This is a genomic window from Cupriavidus lacunae, assembly GCF_003353055.1.
Classification (GTDB): Bacteria; Pseudomonadota; Gammaproteobacteria; order Burkholderiales; family Burkholderiaceae; genus Cupriavidus; species Cupriavidus lacunae.
In genome coordinates, this window is the sequence record NZ_QKWJ01000018.1 from 73,564 (window position 1) to 96,341 (window position 22,778).

The 22,778-nt window shown below is 67.5% G+C and carries 20 protein-coding genes; 9 read left to right on the forward strand and 11 right to left on the reverse strand.

From position 1 onward, the window contains the following. Window positions 1-33 precede the first annotated feature (33 nt). On the reverse strand, window positions 34-1,746 hold the full coding sequence (locus DN412_RS16475) for a long-chain fatty acid--CoA ligase (protein WP_115212605.1): 1,713 nt from the start codon (window positions 1,744-1,746) through the stop codon (window positions 34-36). A gap of 34 nt (window positions 1,747-1,780) precedes the next feature. Then, window positions 1,781-2,773 (reverse strand): Bug family tripartite tricarboxylate transporter substrate binding protein, encoded by a 993-nt coding sequence (locus tag DN412_RS16480; RefSeq protein WP_115212606.1) that lies wholly within the window; start codon window positions 2,771-2,773, stop codon window positions 1,781-1,783. 317 nt (window positions 2,774-3,090) lie between these two features. On the opposite strand from DN412_RS16480, the gene DN412_RS16485 reads away from it, so the two are divergent. Further along, complete coding sequence (locus DN412_RS16485; protein ID WP_115212607.1) at window positions 3,091-4,275, forward strand: AraC family transcriptional regulator; 1,185 nt, start codon at window positions 3,091-3,093, stop codon at window positions 4,273-4,275. A 14-nt stretch (window positions 4,276-4,289) separates the two neighbouring features. Here the strand turns inward: DN412_RS16485 and DN412_RS16490 are convergent, their stop codons facing one another. The 3 genes from DN412_RS16490 to DN412_RS16500 form a co-directional block, all read right to left on the reverse strand. After that, a complete protein-coding gene (locus tag DN412_RS16490) occupies window positions 4,290-4,496 on the reverse strand; it encodes a DUF6494 family protein (protein ID WP_078199452.1) in 207 nt (68 codons plus the stop codon). Between the two features lie 145 nt (window positions 4,497-4,641). After that, entirely contained in the window at window positions 4,642-5,886 is a 1,245-nt protein-coding gene (locus DN412_RS16495) for a CaiB/BaiF CoA transferase family protein (RefSeq protein WP_115212608.1), read from the reverse strand. Further along, window positions 5,886-6,800 carry an SDR family NAD(P)-dependent oxidoreductase gene (locus DN412_RS16500; protein WP_115212609.1) on the reverse strand — a complete coding sequence of 305 codons (915 nt, stop codon included), beginning with the start codon at window positions 6,798-6,800 and terminating at the stop codon, window positions 5,886-5,888. Before DN412_RS16500 ends, DN412_RS16495 begins: the two co-directional genes overlap by 1 nt. Before the next feature lie 190 nt (window positions 6,801-6,990). Here DN412_RS16500 and DN412_RS16505 point away from each other — a divergent pair, with 190 nt between their 5' ends. Continuing rightward, complete coding sequence (locus tag DN412_RS16505; RefSeq protein ID WP_115212610.1) at window positions 6,991-7,893, forward strand: LysR substrate-binding domain-containing protein; 903 nt, start codon at window positions 6,991-6,993, stop codon at window positions 7,891-7,893. Window positions 7,894-7,909: 16 nt separating this feature from the next. On the opposite strand, the gene DN412_RS16510 is transcribed toward DN412_RS16505, so the two are convergent. Further along, complete coding sequence (locus DN412_RS16510) at window positions 7,910-8,404, reverse strand: DUF2628 domain-containing protein (RefSeq protein ID WP_115212611.1); 495 nt, start codon at window positions 8,402-8,404, stop codon at window positions 7,910-7,912. A gap of 553 nt (window positions 8,405-8,957) precedes the next feature. Here DN412_RS16510 and DN412_RS16515 point away from each other — a divergent pair. From DN412_RS16515 to DN412_RS16535, 5 genes are all read left to right on the forward strand, one after another. Further along, complete coding sequence (locus DN412_RS16515; protein ID WP_115212612.1) at window positions 8,958-10,127, forward strand: acyl-CoA dehydrogenase family protein; 1,170 nt, start codon at window positions 8,958-8,960, stop codon at window positions 10,125-10,127. Window positions 10,128-10,136: 9 nt separating this feature from the next. Continuing rightward, window positions 10,137-11,336: a CaiB/BaiF CoA transferase family protein gene (locus tag DN412_RS16520; protein WP_115212613.1), complete on the forward strand. Its 1,200-nt coding sequence runs from the start codon at window positions 10,137-10,139 to the stop codon at window positions 11,334-11,336. Window positions 11,337-11,411: 75 nt separating this feature from the next. After that, window positions 11,412-12,794 (forward strand): MmgE/PrpD family protein, encoded by a 1,383-nt coding sequence (locus tag DN412_RS16525; RefSeq protein WP_115212614.1) that lies wholly within the window; start codon window positions 11,412-11,414, stop codon window positions 12,792-12,794. Between the two features lie 10 nt (window positions 12,795-12,804). Continuing rightward, complete coding sequence (locus DN412_RS16530; protein WP_115212615.1) at window positions 12,805-13,629, forward strand: HpcH/HpaI aldolase/citrate lyase family protein; 825 nt, start codon at window positions 12,805-12,807, stop codon at window positions 13,627-13,629. 42 nt (window positions 13,630-13,671) lie between these two features. Then, entirely contained in the window at window positions 13,672-14,538 is an 867-nt protein-coding gene (locus DN412_RS16535) for an HTD2 family dehydratase (protein WP_115212616.1), read from the forward strand. A 62-nt stretch (window positions 14,539-14,600) separates the two neighbouring features. On the opposite strand, the gene DN412_RS16540 is transcribed toward DN412_RS16535, so the two are convergent. The 4 genes from DN412_RS16540 to DN412_RS16555 all read right to left on the reverse strand — a co-directional run bounded on the left by DN412_RS16540 (window position 14,601) and on the right by DN412_RS16555 (window position 19,173). Then, window positions 14,601-14,936 (reverse strand): helix-turn-helix domain-containing protein, encoded by a 336-nt coding sequence (locus DN412_RS16540; RefSeq protein ID WP_115212617.1) that lies wholly within the window; start codon window positions 14,934-14,936, stop codon window positions 14,601-14,603. A 306-nt stretch (window positions 14,937-15,242) separates the two neighbouring features. Further along, window positions 15,243-15,593 (reverse strand): hypothetical protein, encoded by a 351-nt coding sequence (locus DN412_RS16545; protein ID WP_115212618.1) that lies wholly within the window; start codon window positions 15,591-15,593, stop codon window positions 15,243-15,245. 1,031 nt (window positions 15,594-16,624) lie between these two features. After that, window positions 16,625-17,596: a Bug family tripartite tricarboxylate transporter substrate binding protein gene (locus tag DN412_RS16550; protein ID WP_115212619.1), complete on the reverse strand. Its 972-nt coding sequence runs from the start codon at window positions 17,594-17,596 to the stop codon at window positions 16,625-16,627. Window positions 17,597-17,652: 56 nt separating this feature from the next. Further along, window positions 17,653-19,173: a class I adenylate-forming enzyme family protein gene (locus tag DN412_RS16555; protein ID WP_115212651.1), complete on the reverse strand. Its 1,521-nt coding sequence runs from the start codon at window positions 19,171-19,173 to the stop codon at window positions 17,653-17,655. Between the two features lie 340 nt (window positions 19,174-19,513). Here DN412_RS16555 and DN412_RS16560 point away from each other — a divergent pair, with 340 nt between their 5' ends. Both DN412_RS16560 and DN412_RS16565 read left to right on the forward strand, forming a co-directional pair. Further along, on the forward strand, window positions 19,514-20,707 hold the full coding sequence (locus tag DN412_RS16560) for an acyl-CoA dehydrogenase family protein (RefSeq protein WP_115212620.1): 1,194 nt from the start codon (window positions 19,514-19,516) through the stop codon (window positions 20,705-20,707). Between the two features lie 13 nt (window positions 20,708-20,720). After that, window positions 20,721-21,848, forward strand: a complete 1,128-nt coding sequence (locus DN412_RS16565; protein WP_115212621.1) for an acyl-CoA dehydrogenase family protein — start codon at window positions 20,721-20,723, stop codon at window positions 21,846-21,848. 120 nt (window positions 21,849-21,968) lie between these two features. Here the strand turns inward: DN412_RS16565 and DN412_RS16570 are convergent, their stop codons facing one another. Continuing rightward, the gene (locus DN412_RS16570) at window positions 21,969-22,760 is read right to left on the reverse strand and encodes an SDR family oxidoreductase (RefSeq protein WP_115212622.1); all 792 of its coding nucleotides are present in this window, start codon (window positions 22,758-22,760) and stop codon (window positions 21,969-21,971) included. Between the last annotated feature and the right edge of the window lie 18 nt (window positions 22,761-22,778).

Consider the following 22,778-nt stretch of genomic DNA (forward strand, 5'->3'; position numbering starts at 1 on the left):
CTGCCTCTCTCTTTCTTGTATTCCCCGCTGGCGTCAGCTGCGCGGGTTGTCCACTTGCATCTCGCGCTCTTGCAGGGCGCGCCACAGGATCTTGCCGGTGGCCGACTTGGGCAGCGCATCGACCACGTCGACGATGCGCGGCACCTTGTACGCGGCCATGTGCTCGCGGCACCAGGCCATGATGCGCTCGGGGTCGGCTTCGGCCGTGCCGCGCGCGTCCGGGCGCAGCGCCACCACGGCCTTGACGGTCTCGCCGCGGCGCTCGTCGCGCGCGGCGATCACGCAGGCTTCGTGGATGGCGGGATGGCCGTACAGCAGGTTCTCCACCTCGGCCGGCCAGACCTTGTAGCCGGACGCGTTGATCATGCGCTTGAGGCGGTCGCGCATGAAGAAATAGCCATCCTCGTCCATGAAGCCGAGGTCGCCGGTGCGCAGGAAGCGCTTGCCGCCAAGCTCGATGAAGGTGGCCGCGTTGGCTTCCGGGTTGTGCCAGTAGCCCTGCATCACCTGGCCGCCATGGACCACGATCTCGCCGGTCTCGCCGTGAGGCAACTCCTGCAGCGTCTCGGGGTCGACCACGCGCGCGTCCACGCCGAAGGTGGCGATGCCCAGGCATTCGCGCTTGGGCTGGTTGCGCGGGTTCGACAGGATGAAGGCCGCGGTCTCGGTCATGCCGTAGGCCTCGACGTAGGGCAGGCCGAAGCGCTCCTGCAGCATGTTGGCCACCGCTTCCGGCATGGCCGCGCCGCCGCCGCCCACGTAGGCCAGGCTCGACAGGTCGCGCGCGTCGATGCCCGGCTGGGAGAAGAAATCGACCATCATCGCCGGCGGCGCGCCCCAGACCGAGACGCGGTAGCGCTCGATCAGGTCCGCGGCCAGCGCGCGGTCCCAGCGCGGCATCAGCACCACGGTGGCGCCCAGGTAGAGCGGCGAATTCATGCAGTTCTGCATGCCCAGCAGGTGGAACATCGGCGCCACCGCCAGCACCACCGACTCGGGCGTGGCCCCGCGCCAGATCACCGAACCGGCCGCCGCGGTCATCAGCGTGCCGTGGGTATGCATGCAGCCCTTGGGGTTGCCGGTGGTGCCGGAGGTATAGGCCAGCATGCACAGGGTGTCGTAGCCCGCCTGGTGCGGCAGCGGCCGGTGTCCGGCGGCGCTGGCCGCATCCCAGGCCACCGGCATGGCGCCGGACGGCGCCGCCTGCGGCGCGGGCGCCGGCTCACGCAGCCAGGCCGGCACGGCCAGGCCGCCGTCGTCGCGCAGCATGCCGCCGTAGTCGTGCAGGATCACATGGCGCAGCGCCGGGCCGTGCAGCGGAGCCACGCGCTGGTACAGCTCGCTGCCGGCAAAGGCGGCAACCGCGCCGCTGTCCTGGACCACATGGGCCAGTTCGGCCTCCAGCCACATCGGGTTGGCCGGCACCACCACGCCCTCGGCACGCAGGATGGCGTAGTAGGCAATGACGAACTGCGGGCAGTTCTGGCTGAACAGCACCACCCGGTCGCCCGGCTGGATGCCGCAGGCCTGCTGCAGGTAACCCGCCATCCGTTCGATCTCGTCCTGCAGCTGGCCGTAGGTGATCGCGGTGCCGAAATACTGGATCGCGGCCTTGTCCGGATAGCGGTGCGCCGCCGCCTCGACGTTGTAGAACAGACTGGTGCGCGGCGTATGCAGCGTGGCCGGCAGGCCGGGCGGCCAGGCGGGGGAACGGAACGGCTGGTTGGTACTGGTAGCAGGCTTCATTTGCAGCAATCGATACAGGTCAGTCGGGAAACACTCAGTCCAGGCGGATGTTGTTGGTGCGGATGACCTTGCCCCAGCGAACGTAGTCAGCCTGGACGGTCTGTGCGAACGCATCCGGCGTGCTGCCGGTCAGGACGATGCCCATCTCGTTCATGCGCTTGCGAATCTCTGGCTGGGTCAGGATGCGATTGACGTCGGCCGAGTACTTGTCGACGATGGCCCGCGGCGTGGCGGCGGGCAGGAACAGGCCGAACCATCCCAGCCCGTCCATGCCGGCAACGCCCGCCTCGCGGAAGGTCGGCACATCCGGCAACTGCGGCGAGCGGCTGCCGCCGGTCACCGCCAGCGCGCGCAGGCGGCCCGAGGCGTTGTGCGGCTTGGCGCCCATCACCGAGATGATGGCGGCCGGCACCTGCCCGCCCAGCAGGTCGTTCAACTCCGGTGCCTCGCCCTTGTATGAGACATGGACCATGTCCAGCTTGGCGGACTCCTTGAAGATCTCGCCGTACAGATGGCCGCTTGAGCCGGTGCCGTAGGAACCGTAGGAGAACTGCCTGGGCTTGGCGCGGACCAGCTCGATGAATTCCTTCAGGCTGGTGGCCGGCACGGAGTTGTGCACGGCAAAGACCAGGTTGGTGGTGCCCAGCTCGGACACGGCGGCAAAGTCCTTGACCGGGTCCACCGGCGGCTTCGTGTACAGGCTGGGCGCCTGCACGAGGGTGGTGATCGTCAGCAATGCGGTATGGCCGTCAGGCTCGGCGCGGGCCACGGCCTCGGAACCGATCATGCTGCTGGCGCCGGGGCGGTTCTCCACCACCACCGGGCGCGACCAGGCCTTGCCAAGCCCGTCGGCAATGGCACGCGCCAGCACGTCGGTCGCGCCGCCGGCCGGATACGGCACAACCAGCCGGACGGTCTTCGACGGAAATTGCCCCTGGCCAGAGGCGGCACCCGCACCCAGCACCCCGGCCACGGCCAGCAACCCGGCCCCAAGGCGCCACAACGCACTACGACGATCTGCCTGCATGTGTTGTCTCCATTGTTTTTTCTGAGGCGGGAACGGGTCTTTGCCCCGTTTCTGGCCCCGTCCGGGCCGGTGTGCCGACCTTGCATAGGTATTAGCCGGAGAGTGCGCGATGCTGCAGTGCTTGGACAATGACCAGACAAGCCAAAATGATTGGCCGAATCGCTCAGATGGAAGGCAGCCTTTGGCAAATCCCGATTGTGCGGCGCGGTCGCCGCTTGCTAAGGTGGCAAGACGATGTGGCGAAACGCCCGGGAACGCCCGCGGAACCAGCTGTTCCGTGGTGCCGGGGCCGACGCGTCACCGTGATGAGGAGACCCATGCACACCGCTGTCCTGCCATCGCTGCGCCCGCCCGTGCAGGGCAAGCCGCACCTCGCCGGCAGCGCCCTGCCGCCGGCGCTCGGGCGCGGCCGTGCCGCAGGCCGTGCCGATGCCCCGGCCGCCACGGCGCAAGCCGCGCCACAGGCCTCGGCGCGCCACACCATAGCGATCCAGCATGTCGATCACATCCTGCTGGGCCCGCGCCGGCTTGGCCAAGACATTGCCGCACTGCTGCGCCGGGCCGGAATTTCGCCGGCGCTGCTGGCCTCGCCCAGCGCGCGCGTCACGCAAGGCCAGTACGCGGCGCTGATCCGCACGCTGCGCCGCGTCATGCGCGATGAACTGTGGGGACTGCTGGAGCGGCCCGTGACCCCAGGCGTGTTCGCGCAGGTGTGCCGCAACCTGATCCACTGCGCGACCCTGGAAGACGCCATCCGCGCCGGGCTGCACCTGTACCGCCTGCATATCGACGCCTTCGTGCCGCGTCTGCATGTCAGCGCCGATGGCAAGACCGCCACCGTGGTGCTGCATCCGCGCGCGCCGGCCTCGGCCTGCCGCAGCTTTGCCGAATCGACCTTCGTCTTCCATGCCTACGCGCTGGTCAACTGGCTGGTCGCCGGGCAGATCCCGCTGACGCGCGTCGACCTGAGCGCCGCGCCGTCGCAGGGTGGCCCGGAGACCGAGCGCGTATTCAAGACCGCCGTGCATTACGGCCAGCCGGTCTCCGTGCTGCACTTCGACGCCGCCTGCCTGCGCCTGCCGGTGATGCAGGACGCCGCCAGCCTGCGCGAATTCCTGCGCGAGACCCCGCGCAACCTGCTGATCCGCTACCGTGACAACAGTTGCCTGGCCGAACGCATCCGGCAGCACCTGCGCTCGCACCTGGACGACGAACTGCCCTCGCTGGAGCAGATGGCGCAGCTGTTGCGGCTCACGCCCCAGACCCTGCGCCGCCGCCTGCGCGACGAGGGGTGCGGCTACCAGAGCATCAAGGACAGCCTGCGGCGCGACGTGGCCATCGGCATGATGGAGCGCCCCGGCATGACGCTGCAGGACGTGGCGCTGCGGCTCGGCTTCTCCGAGCCGAGCACGTTTCACCGGGCCTTCAAGAAATGGACCGGCGTGGCGCCAGGGGAATACCGGATGCGGGGGATGCGCGCAGAGGCCGTGCCGGGTGCCTAGCCAGTGCGGCGCGCTTACTCGAGCTGGATTTCGCCATCGAAGCGCGCCTGGAGCTTGACCGCCGCCAGTTCCAGCGTCACCGACACCGGAAAGCGCTCGTTGCCGGCGATCGTGCCGTCGGCCACAGCCTTGGCGATCGCCTGCTCGATCTCGCGCTGAGAGCTGACGCCGACCACCTTCAGGAACTTGCGGATGCTGAGGTTGAAGGTCTCTTCGTTCATGGCTGTCTCCTGGGGGGAACCGGGCAAACGGTTCGGGGCGCTACCCAGACAGCCTAGGCGATGGGGGGACTTTGTGCAGAGGCCCGGTGATCCGGCCGGTTGACGGGTGGTGCCCGGCAGTTGCCTGCCAGGCACCCCTCGCCCGTCAGACCACGCCTTGCTCGCGCAGCTTCGCGATCCGCTCGGCCGACAAACCCAGCACCGATTCCAGCACCTGCACGGTATGCTCGCCCAGCCGCGGCGGCGGCGCGTCGTATTGCACCGGGGTCGCCGACAGCCGCAGCGGGCTCTTGACGGTCGGGCACAGGCTGCCGTCCTCGCGCACCAGGTCGACCTGCAGCTCGCGATGCCGCACCTGCGGGTCTTCCAGCACCTGGCCGTAGTCGTTGATCGGCCCGCACGGAATGCCCTGCGCTTCCAGCGCCGGCACCCAGTGCGCAGTCGGCCGCGTACGCATATGCGCCTCGAGCAGCGGCACCAGCGTGTCGCGGTGGATGATGCGGCCCGGGCCGGTGGCGAAGCGCTCGTCGGCGGCCAGATCGGGACGCTCGACGCCGCGGCAATATGCCTGCCACTGCCCGTTGTTGCCGGCGGCCACGATCATGTAGCCGTCGGCGGTGGCGAACACATGGTAGGGCACCATGTTGGCGTGCGCGTTGCCGAAGCGCGGCATGGCCTTGCCGGTCACTCGCTGGGCGATGATCGGCGTCGCGCCGACCGCCACCACCGCGTCGAGCAGGGCCATGTCGATATGCTGGCCCTCGCCGGTGCGTTCGGCATGGCGCAAGGCGGCCAGCACGGCCACGGTGGCGTACATGCCGGTGAGCATGTCGACCACCGCCACGCCGACCTTCTGCGGCCCGCCGCCGGGCAGGTCGTCGCGCTCGCCGGTGACGCTCATCAGGCCGCCCAGGCCCTGGAAGATGAAGTCATAGCCGGGCTTGTGCGCGCTCGGGCCGGTCTGGCCATAGCCCGTGATGGAGCAGTAGACGATGGCCGGGTTGATCGCCTTGAGGCTGTCATAGTCCAGCCCGTAGCGCTTCAGGTCGCCGACCTTGTAGTTCTCCAGCACGATCTGCGACTTCGCAGCCAGTTCCCGCACGATCTCCTGCCCTTGCGGGCTGGCGATGTCCAGCGTGACCGACTGCTTGCCGCGGTTGGCGCCGGCAAAGTAGGTGGCGTCGCGCGACGGTTGCCCGTCCGCGCCGGGCAGCCAGGGCGGCCCCCACGAACGGGTGTCGTCGCCCGCGCCGGGCCGCTCCACCTTGATGACTTCGGCGCCAAGGTCGGCCAGGTTCTGCGCGCACCAGGGGCCGGCCAGGATGCGCGACAGGTCCAGCACCCGCACGCCGTCAAGCGCGCCGCGCGTCGGGGCCTGACCGCCCGCCATCAGATCGGGTCCCAGCTGATCACGTCAGGCGAACGCTCCAGCTTGAAGAAGCTGTTGCGCATGGCCGGCATGGCGATCTCGCCCACCGTCTCCGGGGTCCAGCCCTCGCTCATGTGGACCGAGCGCACCGGGCGCGGCTGGCTCATCAGGATGATCTCGTTGGCGCGCACCGCGAAGATCTGGCCGTTGACTTCGCTCGCAGCCGGGCTGGCCAGGTAGACGGCCACGGGCCCGATCTTGCCGGCTTCCATCTTCTGCAGCTTGGCCACGCGTGCCTTCTCTTCCGGGGTTTCGGCCGGGATCGAGCTGGTCATGCGGCTCCAGGCGAACGGTGCGATGCAGTTCGAGCGCACGTTGAAGCGCTGCATGTCCAGTGCGATCGACTTGGACAGCGCGGCGATGCCCAGCTTGGCCGCCGAGTAGTTGGCCTGGCCCAGGTTGCCGATCAGGCCCGAGGTCGAAGTCATGTGCACGAAGGCGCCGCTCTCCTGGTCCTTGAAGTAGTTGGCCGCGGCGCGGCTGACGAAGAAGGTGCCGTGCAGGTGCACGTCGATCACCGAGCGCCACTCTTCTTCATTCATCTTGAAGAACATGCGGTCGCGCAGGTTGCCGGCGTTGTTGACCACGGCGTCGATGCGCCCGAAGTTGTCCAGCGCGCATTGCACGATGGCGTTGGCGCCGTTCCAGGTCGACACGCTGTCGGTATTGGCCACGGCTTCGCCGCCTGCGGCACGGATTTCTTCCACCACGCGCTGTGCGGGGCCGGCATCGCCGCCCTCGCCGGTCATCGACACGCCGAGGTCATTGACCACGACCTTTGCACCAGCGGCGGCCATTGCCAGCGCGATACCGCGCCCGATCCCACCGCCTGCGCCCGTCACCAGCGCGACCTTGCCTGCCATCAAACCGCTCATTGCGTTGCTCCTCTGGATACTTTTTGTGCGGTCACCGACCGCAAACCCGGTGAACACCCCTGCGCCGCGGGCCCATGGCCCGCCGATGCGGTCAATCCGGATGTCCATGCCGCAGTGGATACGATAAATTGACGGACGAGACTTTGGAATTCACGAATCACAAAACTGGCCTTTGGCCTGACGGAAGCCCATGCATTACGACCTGACCGACCTCCGCCTCTTCCTGAATGTCGGCGAGACGGAGAACCTGACCCGTGCGGCCGAGCGCAGCTTCCTGTCGCTGCCCGCCGCCAGCACGCGGATCAAGCAGCTGGAAGAGGCGTTCCAGACACAATTGCTGATCCGGCAGGTCAAGGGCGTGCGGCTCACGCCGGCGGGCGACGCCCTGCTACACCACGCGCGCGAGGTCTTCCGCGAACTGGAATGCCTGCACGCGGACCTGCGGCCCTATGCCAAGGGCGTCAAGGGCCGCGTGCGGCTGCTGGCCAACACCACCGCCACCAACTCGTTCCTGGCCACCGGCGTATCGCGCTTCCTGAGCGAAAACCCGGACGTGGACATCGAACTGGAAGAGCACCTGTCGCAGGAAATCGTCTCGGCCATCAGCGCCGGCGCGGCCGACCTGGGCATCGTGGCCGGCGAAGTCGCCACCCAGGACCTGGACGCGATGCACCTGTGCAGCGATGAGCTGATCGTGATCGCACCGGTCAACCACCCGCTGCCGGCCTTCAAGCGGCTGCATTTCGCTGACCTGCTCGATACCTGCCGCTTTGTCGGCCTGAACCAGTTCAGCGCCATCCAGTCGTTCCTGGACCGCATTGCCGGCGGCATGGGCAAGCGCATCAGCCTGCGCATCCAGGTCGGCAGCTTCGACGCGGTGTGCCGCATGGTCGAGGCCGGCGCGGGCATCGCCATCGTGCCCAACAGCTGCGCGCGCCGCTACGCCAGCCGCAAGGTGCTGCGCTTTATCCAGCTGGAGGACGAATGGGCCAAGCGCGAGCTGCGCCTGGTCCGCCGGCCCGGTCGCGAACTGCCCCAGTTCGCTGAAACGCTGATCCAGTACCTGGTCGACGCGGCGCGCGAGCCTGTGTAAGCGAGGCAAGCGCGGCTCAGCCGCGAGCCTGCGCCAGCAGCCCTGCCAGCGGGCGCAGCGACACCACCATCGCCAGCAGCAGCAGGCCCATGGCGAACACGCCGGGCCAGCTGGTGCGGCCACAGCGGGCCAGCGAATCATTCACCAGTTCGGGTGAATAGTGGTATTCGCGCAGATGCCGGATGGTGGCCTCGGCATGCCAGCGGTAGAGCTCGTTGCCATACATGCCCAGCAGCAGCGCCATGGCATACAGCAGCGGCCGGCCCGCCATCGGCAGCTTCAGCCCGAACAGCGCATGCAGCACCGGCTCGGCGCCGACGATGAGCGCATAGACCCCCACCTGCCAGTACATGCGCCGGTAGGCCATCCAGAACGGGCCCAGCAGGCAGGCCGCCCAGTTCCACGACATGCCGCCGCGGGTCTCGGCCAGGGACCAGCGGCCGCTGTAGTACGCGTAACGCGGGCCCACGAATGCGGCCAGTGCCGCGTCGTCACGGATCGATGCTGTCATGCCAACCTCCTCCTGCTCTGCCGCGGCTGCGCCTTTGGTTCCCGGCGCAACCTGTGCCACAGCATAGGGCGCGCCGCGCGCGGGCAGCGTGCGCTGGCGCGCATTGGGCCAGGAAATGGCGGTTATCGGCGCGCAAGCGCACAGACCGGCGCACGCCGGGCGGTGGCGTCCTACAGACTAAGCGGAAGCTCCCCGACAGCCCTGCCACGGCAGCGTTCCTATATTGGAATTACCGATTACCGCCCTCAACAGGAGCAACACCATGCCTTACATCCTCGCCTGGCTACTTGGCGTCCCGGCCCTCGTCCTGGTCCTGATCTGGCTGTTTGTCCATTGATCCGCAGGCCCTGGCGCGACCTCGCACCACCCCAGGACGCCCGGCAGTGCCGGGCGTCTTGCTTGCCCGCCGCGGCATGTCCCTTCCTGCACTAGCTTGCGGCCCACCTGAGCCGCACCTAAGCCGCACCTAAGCCGCTCTTTCGCAAATCCGAATTTCAGCGTGAAGGGGGCTCGGGAATAATGGCCCCAGTTCAAATTGACCCGGGGCTACCCCATGCACGCAGAACAGGATCCAGACCAGCTCTACCCCGAAATTCGCGAAGCGGTGCGCGATCTCTGCGCCGGCTTCGATTCGGCGTACTGGCAACGGGTGGAAGAACAGAACGCCTTTCCTGAAACCTTTGTCCAGGCGCTGACCCAGGCCGGCTGGCTGTCGGCGCTGATCCCGGAAGCCTATGGCGGTTCGGGCCTGTCGCTGACCGCGGCCTCGGTCATCATGGAAGAAATCAACCGCAGCGGCGGCAATTCCGGCGCCTGCCACGGCCAGATGTACGTGATGGGCTGCCTGCTGCGCCACGGCTCGGAAGCGCAGAAGCAGCGCTGGCTGCCCGCCATCGCCTCGGGCGATCTGCGCATGCAGTCGATGGCCGTGACCGAGCCCACCACCGGCAGCGATACCACCAAGCTGAAGACCACCGCGGTGCGCCAGGGCGACAAGTACATCGTCAATGGCCAGAAGGTGTGGATTTCGCGCGTGCAGCACTCGGACCTGATGCTGCTGCTGGCGCGCACCACGCCGCTGGACCAGGTCAAGCGCAAGTCCGAAGGCCTGTCGGTGTTTGTGGTCGATCTGCGCGATGCCATCGGCAAGGGCCTGACGGTCAAGCCGATCCGCAACATGGTCAACCACGAGACCAACGAGCTGTTCTTCGACAACCTCGAAGTCCCCGCCGAAAACCTGATCGGCGAGGAAGGCAAGGGCCTGAAGTACATCCTCGACGGCCTCAACGCCGAGCGCATCCTGATCGCCGCCGAATGCATCGGCGACGGCTACTGGTTTGTCGAGCGAGCCAGCAACTACGCGCGCGACCGCATCGTGTTCGACCGCCCCATCGGCCAGAACCAGGCCGTGCAGTTCCCGATCGCACGCTCGTACATCAACGTCGAGGCCGCCAGCCTGATGCGCTACAAGGCCGCGCAGCTGTTCGACGCCGGCAAGCCGTGCGGCAAGGAAGCCAATATCGCCAAGCTGCTGGCCGCCGACGCGTCGTGGGAAGCGGCCAACGTCTGCCTGCAGACGCACGGCGGCTTCGGCTTTGCCGCCGAGTACGACATCGAGCGCAAGTTCCGCGAGACGCGCCTGTACCAGGTGGCGCCGATCTCGACCAACCTGATCCTGTCCTACGTGGCCGAGCACGTGCTCGAACTGCCGCGTTCGTTCTGAGAACCCTACATGTCCCAATCCCCCAAAGGCATCCGTCCGCTCGACGGCATCCGCGTGGTCTCGCTCGAGCACGCCGTGGCCGCGCCCTTCGCCACGCGCCAGCTGGCCGACCTGGGCGCACGCGTGATCAAGGTCGAGCGCCCCGGCGCGGGCGACTTTGCCCGCGGCTATGACGAGACCGTGCACGGCCAGGCCTCGCACTTCGTCTGGCTCAACCGCGGCAAGCAAAGCCTGACGCTGGACCTGAAGCAGGAAGCAGCGCAGAAGGTGCTGCACCAGCTGCTGGCCGATGCCGACGTGCTGGTGCAGAACCTCGCCCCCGGCGCCGCCGCGCGCATGGGCCTGGACTTCGACACCCTGCACGCGCGCTACGGCAAGCTGATCGTGTGCGATATCTCCGGCTATGGCGATGCCGGCCCCTATCGCGACAAGAAGGCCTACGACCTGCTGATCCAGGCCGCCGCCGGCCTGATCGGCATCACCGGCGGCCCGGACGAGCCGTCGCGCGCGGGTATTTCGATTGCCGATATCGCCGCCGGCATGTATGCCTACACCGGCATCCTGTCGGCGCTGCTGCAGCGCGGGCGCACCGGCGAGGGCGTGCGCGTGGAAGTCACCATGCTCGAAGCACTGTCCGAATGGATGGGCTACGCGCTCTACTTCGGCCACTACGGCGGCACGCCGCCGGCGCGCTTCGGCGCCTCGCACCCGGCCATCGCCCCATACGGCGTGCACCGCACCGGCGACGGCGGCAGCGTGATCTTCGGGCTGCAGAACGAGCGCGAATGGCGCGCCTTCTGCGAGAAGGTGCTGGAGCAGCCCGAACTGCTGCAGGACGAGCGCTTCGCCACCAACTCCGGCCGTGTCAAGAACCGCCCCGCGATGACCGAAATCATCGAACAGCGTTTCGCCTCGATGACCGTGTCGCAAGCGGAGGCGCTGCTGGACGCCGCCCAGATCGCCAACGCGCCGATGAACGATATCGAGGCCGTCTGGAACCACCCGCAACTGGCCGCCCGCAACCGCTGGCGCGAGGTCGCGGTGCCCGGCGGCACCATCGGCGCGCTGCTGCCGCCGGCCAACCTGTCGGGCGTGGAGCCGGTGATGGGCGACGTCCCGGCACTGGGCGCGCACAGCCGCCAGATCCTGGCCGAACTTGGCTACGCCGACAGCGACATCGCCGCGCTGGCGGACAAGCAGACCATCTGACCCAATGCCGGCGCCCGGGAAGACCGGGCGCCTTTTTCCTTTTCCGCAAGTCCCTGTTCAATCTCCGGAGCCGGCATGAGCCAACCCGCAGACACCATCTACCCCACCCGCCAGCTTTGCGACTTCCTGGCCAACTTCAAGCTGGCCGACGTCCCCGCGCCCGTGATCGAGCGCACCAAGGACCTGTTCCTGGACTGGATCGCCTCGGCCATCGCCGGCAAGGACGCCCCGGCCGTGCGCAAGCTGCAGGAATTCGCCGCGGCTATGGGCCCGACGCAAGGCGACGCCGAAGTCCTGGTCGACCGCCGCCGCACCTCGCCCTACTTTGCCGCACTGATCAACGGCGCCTCCTCGCACGTGGTCGAGCAGGACGACGTACACAACGGCTCGGTGCTGCACCCGGCTGCGGTGGTGTTCCCCGCCGTGGTGGCCGCCGCGCAAGCCGAAGGCAAGACCGGTGCCGAAGTGCTGCTGGCTTCGATCGCCGGCTATGAGGCAGGTATCCGCATCGGCGAGTTCATGGGCCGTTCGCACTACCGCATCTTCCACACCACCGGCACGGTGGGTACCCTGGCCGCCGCCGCGGCCGTGGCCAAGCTGTACGGCCTGGATGCCGAAGGCATCAACCAGGCGCTGGGCTCGGCCGGCACGCAGGCCGCCGGCCTGTGGGAATTCCTGCGCGACGCCGCCGACTCCAAGCAGTTACACACCGCCAAGGCCGCGGCCGACGGCCTGCAGTCGGCCTGGCTGGCCCGTGCCGGCTTCACCGGCGCGAAGCAGATCCTCGAAGGCGCGCAGGGCATGGCCGCCGGCATGTCGAGCGATGCCAACCCCGCCTGCCTGACCGACGGCCTGGGCACACGCTGGGCCACCGCCGAGACCTCGTTCAAGTTCTTCGCCTCGTGCCGCCATACGCACCCGGCCGCCGATGCGCTCAAGGCGCTGATGCAGCGTGAAGGCATCACCGCCGACCAGGTCGCCAGCGTCACCACGCACGTGCACCAGGGCGCCATCGACGTGCTCGGCCCCGTGGTCAACCCCACTACCATCCACCAGGCCAAGTTCTCGATGGGCACGGTGCTGGGGCTGGTGGCCGTGCACGGCCATGCCGGGCTGGGCGAGTTCGAGCAGCATGCGCTGCAGGACCCGAAGGTGGTCGCCTTCCGCGGCAAGGTCGGCATGGAACTGGATGCCGAGATCAACGCCGCCTATCCGCGCCAGTGGATCGGCCGCGTGACCGTCAAGACCACCGACGGCCGCACGCTGGCTGCCCGCGTCGACGTGCCCAAGGGCGATCCCGACAACACGCTGTCGCGCCCGGAACTGGAAGCCAAGGCGCTGCAGCTGGGCGCGTTCCGCCAGGGCGCGACCGAGGCCGAGATGCGCGCCATCATCCAGCGCGTCTGGGCGCTGGAGCAGGCCCCCAACGTCAACGACTGGCTGCCCGCAGCACGCTGAGAATCACGCTATGTCCACTGCAGTCACCTACCTGTTCGTGCCGGGCGACCGGCCGGAACGCTTCGACAAGGCCGCGGCCGCCGGCCCCGATGTGATGATCCTGGACCTGGAGGACGCGGTCCATCCGGAGGCCAAGCCCGCCGCGCGCGAAGCCATCGCCGCGTGGCTGGCCGGCCGGCCCGCCGCCAACGCCTTTGTCCGCATCAACGACAGTGCCTCGCCCGCGTTTGCCGCCGACCTGGCCTGGCTGCGCGCGCTGCCGCCGGGCACCGCGCTGGCCGGCTTGCTGGTGCCCAAGGCAGAAGATGCCGTGGCACTGGCCACCATCGCGCAGGCCCTGCACGCGATCAACCCGCGGGGCGAGTTGGTCGCCATCATCGAGACCGCGCTCGGCCTGCACCAGATCGACGGCGTGGCCTCGGCCTCCGGCGTGGCGCGCCTTGCCTTCGGCTCGCTCGACTATGCGGTCGACCTGGGCTGCAGCCATACGCGCGACGCGCTCGCCTTTGCGCGTGCGCGCATCGTCCTGGCGTCGCGCGTGGCGGGTCTGCCGCCACCGGTCGACGGCGTGACCACCGCGCTGAAGGACGAAGCCGTGCTGGCCAGCGACGTCGCCTATGCGCGCGAACTCGGCTTTGCCGGCAAGCTCTGCATCCACCCGGCGCAGTTGGGCGCGGTCCGCGCGGGCTTCCTGCCCAGCCCCGAGCAGCTCGACTGGGCGCGGCGCGTGCTGGACGCCACCGCCAGCGGTAGCCATGCGGTGCAGGTCGATGGCAAGATGGTCGACCGGCCCGTGATCGAACAGGCCCGCCGGCTGCTGGCGCTGGCGCAATAACCCGCCGCCCGACAACCTTCACGCATTACAAGGCTTACTGCCATGACTGACGCCATTCCTGAACTCGAACGCCTGCGCGGCTGGATCGGCCGCAGCGAATCGCGCACCGAAACGCTGTCGCCGGAACCGGTCATCGGGCTCGCCGCCACCTTCGACCTCGACCCCGAGGCCGTCGCCGCCGGCCCGCTGCCGCCGCTGTGGCACTGGCTCTACTTCCTGCCGCGCGCGCCGCAGCGCGACATCGGCCGCGACGGCCATCCCACGCTCGGCGGCTTCATGCCCCCGGTGCCGCTGCCGCGCCGCATGTGGGCCGGCAGCGAGCTGACCTTCAGCCATCCGCTGCATATCGGCGATACCGTCACGCGCACCTCCACCATCAAAGACGTGCAGTACAAGACCGGGCGCACCGGTGAACTGTGGTTTGTCGCGGTCGACCATGAGCTGACCGTCAACGGCAAGACCGCGGTCAGCGAGCGGCACGATATCGTCTACCGCGCCATGCCCGACCCGACCAAGCCGCAGCCGCCGCGCCCGCGGCTGGAGCAGACCGCGCAATGGCAGCGCACGCTGCAGGCGGACCCGGTGATGCTGTTCCGCTATTCGGCGCTGACCTTCAACGGGCATCGCATCCACTATGACCGCCAGTACACGCGCGACGTAGAGGGCTACCCCGGCCTGGTGGTGCACGGGCCGATGCAGGCCATGCTGATGCTGGATCTGGTGGCGCGCGAGCAACCGCAGGCGCGCGTGCGCCGCTTTGGCTTCCGCGGGCTGGCGCCGCTGTTCGACCAGGACACCATCATCGTTGGCGGCGCGGCGGATCCGGCACAGGCTGGGCGGCTGGTGCTGTGGACGGGGGATGATGCTGGTGGGCAGGCGATGCAGGGGTGGGCGGAGGTGGAAGGGTAAAAGGCAAGGGCCGCGGATACGTTTGCCAGGGTTGCGCCGCGCCGCTACTGCGCGCCCCTGGCTTACTGGCCGATTGCCAGGCGGACGGGCTTGCCAATGCGACTCAACATTTCAACCAATGTGTCGATGGTGAATTTGGCCGTCTTTCGGTTCACTACGTCCGACACGCGCGGACGAGACACCATCAGGATCTCGGCGGCCTCTGCCTGTTTCAGGTGGTGTTGCTCAATCCATGCCGCCAGTTCGGCCATGAGCTGTTCCTTGAGCAGCTTCGTGTCGTTGATCTGCTTTTTCGACGCCGCCTGCAGCCGCTTGGCTTCCTCGGGCGCAAACCCCAGTTCCAGGAACAGATTGGCGCCTGGCTTGGTTACGTGGCGGATCTCAGTGTCGATCTTCATGACTTGCCTTTCCTCGCGTTGGCGATAAAGCGAGCAGGTCGTCGTAGGCTGACCCGACCCAACAAATCTCTTTCTCCATCCCACAATCCGTATAAAATTTTATACCAAAATTGCGGCCAGCGGAACCCATGCAGACACCACAGGTTCTAACCTGATACCTCCGCGTCGATAATCTGTCGGAGGCATGGATTCCCATTGATTGCCAACTGCATGCGACATGCGTCGCATGCAGTCATCTCTGGGCCTTTGGAAGGCCTGACTAAGGCCAACTGCTTCCGCCAACCCGACCCCATGGGCGGCGATTGGCTACCCGACCATCGCGTCCTCAATTCCCTCCGCGACTGCTTCTACCCTGTCGGCCAGCAATCCAAGGGAGGCCCGACAGAGCCCTCGCAACGCATCCAACGTAGCCGCCTGCAGGGCTACGCTCCCCTCTTCCTGTGCGTCACATTCGCTGTGCGTAACCAACGTCAGTACGCAGGCCGCGCCTCGCGCAACTGCATCGGCCTGATCCAACAGATTCAATAGCAAGAGTTGCCGAGGAACAGGCAGCGCGTCCTCACGCGCTGCACGCCGGGTTTCGGGACTGAACCGCGAAAGCGAATCATCAAGTCGAGGTGGGGTGAAGGCGTCGGGTTCGATGTTGGACTGGTGCATTGCTGACCTCCATAGTGTAGAAGACGAGGTAGCGTGGACCGGGTTCTCACTCCCGGCTCCTGCTGTATCAGGAGCCCATCCAGTCTAGAGAACCCTGCCGTTCACAATCAAGGCGCAGATTGTGAAGGATCGATACGTCAAGTCGATCGCAGAAGCTGCCAAACTCCATGTAGCGGACTATTGCGGGCTCGGGTCACGACTCGGCGAAGGCGGCGGGCCTGCTGGTCGTTGGTCTGGTTATGTAGGTCGGGTTCGATGTTGTCGTAGGTCGACGGCCTGGTTCCGCCCTGCTGGGCGGGTCACTTTTTGTCCGAGCGACAAAAAGTAACCAAAAAACGCGTCGCCTCTGGCGGCTGGCCATCCATTCCACGGTGTGGGTGGTTCGGGCGGTGGTGATTTCCGTTCGATGGGGTTGGTGGTTCGACCCTGCTACGCACCCTGTCCGGTGCCTACGTCCACGGACTATTGGACGAACCCGACTTTAGGCTGTTGGCAGCCTGCTAACGAGGTCATCGGTAGGACGCCTTCGGCTGCGCTACGCGCACTCAGTATCGTAGGTCGAAGGCACTGGCACGGAGTGCGTCGCTGCGCTCGCACGGGGCTGTCGTATTGCCGGGCCAAAAGCGCAAATCGGGACGTGGTCGTCCGCCTGCCACGTTAGGGCCGGCGCGAAGCGCAGCCGAAGGCGTCCCACCGACGCGGTACTTAGCAGGCTGCCAACCGCCTAAAGTCGGGTTCGTCCAATAGTCCGTCGATGTGGGCACAGACAGGGTGCGTAGCAGGCCCGAACCACCGACCCCATCGAACGGAAACCACCACCGCCCGAACCACCAACACCACCAAATTGATGGCCAGCCGCCTGAGGCGACGCGTTTTTTGGTTACTTTTTGTCGCTCGGACAAAAAGTGACCCGCCCAGCAGGGCAGAACCAGGCGGTTAATCCTACGACAACATCAAACCCGACCTACATACCCAAGCTAACGAGCAGGAAGCCCCCCCAAGCCCCCCTCCCCCATCCAACACCTCCCCCCTCAATCCGCCTGAATCTTCGCCGCCTTCACCACCCCACCCCACAACGCCAGCTCCCGCTGAATCCGATCCCCCAGCGCCTTGGGCATGCTGATATTGACGTCATACCCCCCAGCCGTCATCCGTTGCCGGAAGCCAGCATCCTCCCCAACCGCCTTCTGCGCCTTGACCAGCTTGTCCACCACATCAGCCGGCAGCTTCTGCGGCCCCACCAGCGCATACCAGCCGGTCAGGTCATAGCCCTTCTGCCCCGATTCGATCATGGTCGGCACGTTCGGCAATGCCTGGTTGCGGGTCTTCGACGTCACCGCCAGCGCGCGCACCTTGCCGCCGTTGATATGGCCGATCGCCGTGCCGGTGATGTCGAACATGAACGTGACCTTGCCGCTCATCACGTCGGCCATGGCCGGCGCGTTGCCCTTGTACGGCACGTGCAGCATCTTCACATTGTTCATCTGCGCCAGCAGTTCCGCGGACAGGTGGTTCGACGCGCCCACGCCTGCGGAACCGAACGAGACCCCCTCGGGGTGCTTGCGCGCGTAGTCGACCAGCTCGCCCACCGTCTTCGCCGGGAAGTCCTTGTTCACCAGCAGCACGTTGGTGTAGTCGGTGATCAGGCCGATATAGGTAAAGTCCTTGACCGGGTTGAAGTTGACCGAGTGCTGGATCAGCGGGGTCATGGTCATGGTCGGACTGGCGACGAAGTACAGCGTGTAGCCGTCCGGCGTCGCCTTGGCCGTCATGTCGGCGGCGATCGCACCGCTGGCGCCGGCGCGGTTGTCCACCACCACCGGCTGCTTGAGCACGCGGCCCAGCTGCTCGGCATAGATGCGCGCGGCGGTGTCGACCGGGCCGCCCGGCGCGTAGCCCACCAGCAGCTTGACCGGCCGCGACGGGTAGGCGTCGGCAGCCCAAGCACCGCCCTGCAGCAGCAGCGTAGCAGTCAGTGCTGCCAGTGTCGTCCATGTCTTCATTGTTGTCTCCTCCAGGTATGGCTGTAGTGCCCGGGGCCGGCAGGCCCGCCGGGCGTTTAGTCGAGTAAGGCGCGCAGCGGCTGCTTGAGCAGCTTGCCGCTCGCCGTGGTCGGAATCACGTCGATGGTGCGGATCTCGGCGGGGCGTTTGTACGGGGCCAGGCTCTCGCGCAGGTAGGTGTCCAGCGATTTGCGATCGAGTTCAGCGCCGTCCTGCATTTCAATGAAGGCCACCACTTCCTCGTTGCCGTCGCCGGTGGTGCGCCCGACCACGGCCGACTGGCGCACGCCGGGGAAGGCATTGATCACTGACTCGACTTCGATCGGGTAGACGTTGAAGCCGGAGCGGATGATCAGGTCCTTGGAGCGGCCGGAGATAAACAGCGCGCCGTCGGCATCCAGGTAGCCGAGGTCGCCGGTGTTGAGCCAGCCGCCGGGCAGCAGCGCCTCGGCGGTCTGCTCCGCGTTGCGGTAGTAACCCAGCATCACGCCCCGGCCGCGCACCCGGATCTGGCCGCGCTCGCCGGCGGGCAGCGGCTTGCCGTCGGCATCGGTGATCTCGATCTCCACGCCTTCGACGATATAGCCGGCCGAGCAGTCGGCGCGCGGCGCGTCCATGCGCGTGATGAAGAGCGAGCCAGCGTATTCGGTGATGCCGTAGCCATGATGCAGCGGCTGGCCGAACAGGGTCTCGACGTCGCGCTTGAGCGTGGGGTCGAGCGGGGCGCCGCCGGTGTAGAGGTAGCGCAGGCGCGGATACGCGCCCGGCTTCACGCCGACCGTGGGCGCCACGGCCATGATGCGCGTGAACATGGTCGGCACGCCCTGCAGGATGGTGACGCCGGGTGACGCCAGCGCCTCGAACACTTCATTGCCGTCGAAGCGCGGGCGCAGGAACAGGCTGGCGCCGGCGTACAGCGTGGCCATCAGCACGGTGGCGATGCCAAAGATATGCGACATCGGCAGCGCGCCGTAGGCCACGTCGGCCGGACTCATCGCGCGTGAGGTGGCGGAGATGCGCGCAAACTGCGTCAGGCCCGCGTGCGGCACCATCACGCCCTTGGGCGCACCGGTGGTGCCGGAGGTATAGATCAGCGTGGCGACACGGCGGGCCAGCTCGGCCGGCTCGCGTTGCGGCGCGGTAGCCGCGCGCGCCACGCGCATCCCGTCGTCATAGACCGTGCAGCCGGTGGCCTGTGCGCCCAGCCGCTCGCCGTGTGCCGCGGCAACGTCGGAGACATGCCCGGTGAACAGCACCAGGGCCGGCTGCGAATGATCGCGGATGTTGTCGATCTCTCGCGCCGACAGGCGCGCATTGACCTGGATCGGCCACGCATGCAGCAGGCTGCTGGCGAACAGCGTCACTACCATCTCGTTGCAGTTCTCGCCGACCACCATGACGCGGTCGCCCTCGCCCACGCCCTGCGCCGCCAGCCAGTCACGGGCGGTTTCAATGCGCCGCCACAGGTCGCCGTAGCTGATGACGGCGCCGTTCTCGTACAGGCACGGGGCCTGCGGCGTCTGCGCGGCCCAGTGGCGGGGGATCTCGTGGATGTATTGCGGGCGGAAGGAAGACATGGCGCTGGTGGATCTCTCGATGCGGGCTGAATCGGATATGCGGCGGAATGCACCCGGCCACATGAAACTGGCTGCATCAGTTTGCGGCAAGCCCCGCGCCGGAGCCATTTGGAATTCACTAAGGCCGTATTCGTCAACGCCACTGGCCCCCGTTCGCAGCGCCACCACCCGGCGCAGGTGGTTCCGCCTCCACGAAGGACGCCTTTATCATTGAAGAAGCAAAGAATCGCACCCGGCCCCTACAATCGGCCGGCACAGTGAGGGCCCGCTGCCATGACGCACTGCACAACCAAGCTGCATGCAAGCGCCGCACGGCCCGCGTACCACAGGGGACATTGAGATGGATTTGCGTTTCACCGCCGAGGAACAGGCCTTCCGCGAGGAGGTCCGCGCTTTCGCGCAGGCCAACCTGCCGGAAGACATCCGCAACAAGGTGTTCAGCCACCAGCGCGTGGAAAAGGACGACTACGTCCGCTGGCACCGCATTCTGAACGCGCACGGCTGGGGCGCGCCGACCTGGCCGAAGCAATGGGGCGGCACCGGCTGGACCGCGCTGCAGCGCCTGATTTTCGAGATCGAGACCTTCCGCGCCGGCGCGCCGCGCATGCTGCCGTTCGGCCTGACCATGATCGGCCCGGTGCTGATGAAGTACGCCAGCCCCGAGATGCAGCAGCGCTTCCTGCCCCGCATCCCCAATATCGACGACTTCTGGTGCCAGGGCTATTCCGAGCCGGGCTCGGGCTCCGACCTGGCCTCGCTGAAGACCCGCGCGGTACGCAAGGGCGACAAGTACATCGTCAACGGCCAGAAGACCTGGACCACGATGGCCCACTTCGCCGACTGGATCTTCTGCCTGGTGCGCACCGATCCCGAGGCCAAGGCGCAGGAAGGCATCTCGATGCTGCTGATCGACATGAAGTCGCCCGGCGTGACGGTACGCCCGATCAAGACGCTCGACGGCGGCCATGACGTCAACGAGACCTGGTTCGAGGACGTGGAAGTGCCGGTCGAAAACCTGGTCGGCGAAGAAAACCGCGCCTGGACCTACGCCAAGTACCTGCTCGGCCATGAGCGCACCGGCATCGCTGGTATCGGCCATTGCAACCGCGAACTGCGCCTGCTCAAGCATTACGCCAGCCAGGCTACCGATGGCGCCGGCCGCCCGCTGATCGAAGACGTGCGCATGCGCGACAAGATTGCCCGCGTCGAGATGGACATCATGGCGCTGGAAATGCTGCTGCTGCGCGTGGCCACGCAGTCCGCCGGCACGCCCGGCCCCGAGGCCTCGATCGTCAAGATCCGCGGCTCCGAGGTGCAGCAGGACCTGGGCATGCTGATGATGGAAGTGGCCGGCCCCAACGCCTGGCCGTATTCACCGGACTGGCTGGAGCCCGGCGCGACGCAGCCGGTGGCCGGCCCCGAATGGGCCGCGCCGGCCGCCTCCACGTACTACGACATGCGCAAGACCTCGATCTACGGCGGCGCGACCGAAGTGCAGAAGAACATCATCTCCAAGATGATCCTGGGTTTCTGAAGGGATAGCTGACATGGACTTCACCTACAGCGAAGAGCAACAGATGCTGGCGGACAGCCTGCGTCGCTTTATCGATACCGAATACACCTTCGAGGCCCGCCGCAAGAGCGCGCGCGCGGGCGAAAGCCTAGATCGCGGCGTGTGGAACAAGCTGGCCGAAATGGGCGTGCTGGGCCTGACCGTGCCGGCCGACTTCGGCGGCTTCGGCGAGGGCCCCGCCAGCCAGCTGGTGGTGCAGCGCGAACTGGGCCGCGGCCTGGTACTCGAGCCGGTCACGCCCAGCGGCGTGATGGCGGCGGCCACCCTCGCCGCCCATGGCAGCGCCGCGCAGAAGGAAGAATGGCTGCCCGCGATCGCCTCGGGCGAGCGCATCGTCACGCTGGCCTACCTGGAGCCCACCACCCGCTACCGTCCGGAATCGGCCCGCGCCAGCGCCGAGCGCAGCGGCGACGGCTATGTGCTCAACGGCATCAAGAGCGTGGTCTGGCACGGCGCCGCCGCCGATGCCTACCTGCTGACCGCGCGCGTGGCCGGCAGCAACGAGATCGCGTTGTTCCTGGTGCCGCGCGACAGCAAGGGCCTGGGCGTCACCGCCTATCCCACCATCGACGGCCTGCGCGCCGCCGACCTGTCGCTGCAGAACGTTACCGTGCCGGCCAGTGCACTGGTGGGCCAGCCCGCCGACGGCCTGGCTGCGCTGGGCGTGGGCCTGGAACACGGCATCGCCGCGCTGTGCGCCGAAGGCGCCGGTGCCATGGAAAAGCTGATCCAGATCACCGGCGAGTACCTCGGCACGCGCCAGCAGTTCGGCAAGCCGCTGGCCAGCTTCCAGGCCCTGCAGCACCGCATGGCCGACATGCTGGTGCAGAAGGAGCTGGCGCTGTCGATGGCCTACGTGGCCGCCCAGGCGCTGGACGAATCCGATCCGGCGGCGCGCCGCCGCATGCTGTCCGCGGCCAAGGTCACGGTGGCCCGCGCCGGGCGCTTTGTCGGCCAGCAGGCCGTGCAGCTGCACGGCGGCATGGGCATGACCGATGAGCTGTCGGTGGGCGACTACTTCAAGCGCCTGACCATGCTGGACCAGTTGCTGGGCGACAGCGACTATCACCTGCAGCGCTTCGGCGAAGTAATGGAAGCCTAGTGAACTGCCCCCCAAAGTTGTCTCCAGCTTCGGGGGGGCCGTTCAAGGCGGCAAAGGGGGAGTAACGGCAGCATGCAGGCGTTGCCGGCGGGCCGCCGCGTCTCGTGGCGGCTGCGCGGCTCAGAAGGCGAGCGGGCGCTGCGCACCATCCAGGCCGCCGTCGATGAACACCACGTTGCCATGGATGTAGGCCGCCTGCGGCCCGCACAGGAAGGCGATCAGCGCGGCCACCTCTTCAGGCTGGGCACGGCGCCCCAGCGGCGGCAGGAAATCACGGATGGCGTCGCCATAGCGCGGATCCTTCAGGCCGGCCTGCAGCAACGGCGTTTCCACCGCGCCCGGCGCGACCACGTTCAGGCGCACACCGGCCTGGCCCCACGCCGCGGCGCGTTGCCGCGCGGCCGCCGCCACCGCATGCTTGGAGCTGGCATAGGCGATATAGCCAGCCTGGTCCCGGGTGGCTTCCACCGCCGCGGCGGCGTCCACCATCGCGCGCACCCCGGACTCGTCGCCGGCAAGGTAGGCATCACGCAGCGGGCTGCCCTCCCAGGACTGGAGCGTGGCCGAGTTGGACGACACCACCACGGCGCACGGATCCGAGCCCTGGCGCAGTGCCTCGAACAAACCATCCAGCAGCGCCACCACGCCGAAGTAGTTGACCGATGCCACCAGCGTGGCGGGTTCGACATGCGGGCCCAGGCCGGCGCAGCAGACCAGCTGGTCGATGCGGCCGCCCGACCGCGACAGGACGGCGTCGATCGCGGCAGCGCGGCCCTGCTGGCTGGACAGGTCGGCAAGGATGTCGGCATCGCGCAGGTCAATGCCGATGACCCGGCAGCCGTCGGCAAGCATGCGCTGGCGCACGGCCGCGCCCATGCCCGACGCGACACCGGTAATGATTACGGTTTTCATGTGGTTGGGTTCCGTGAA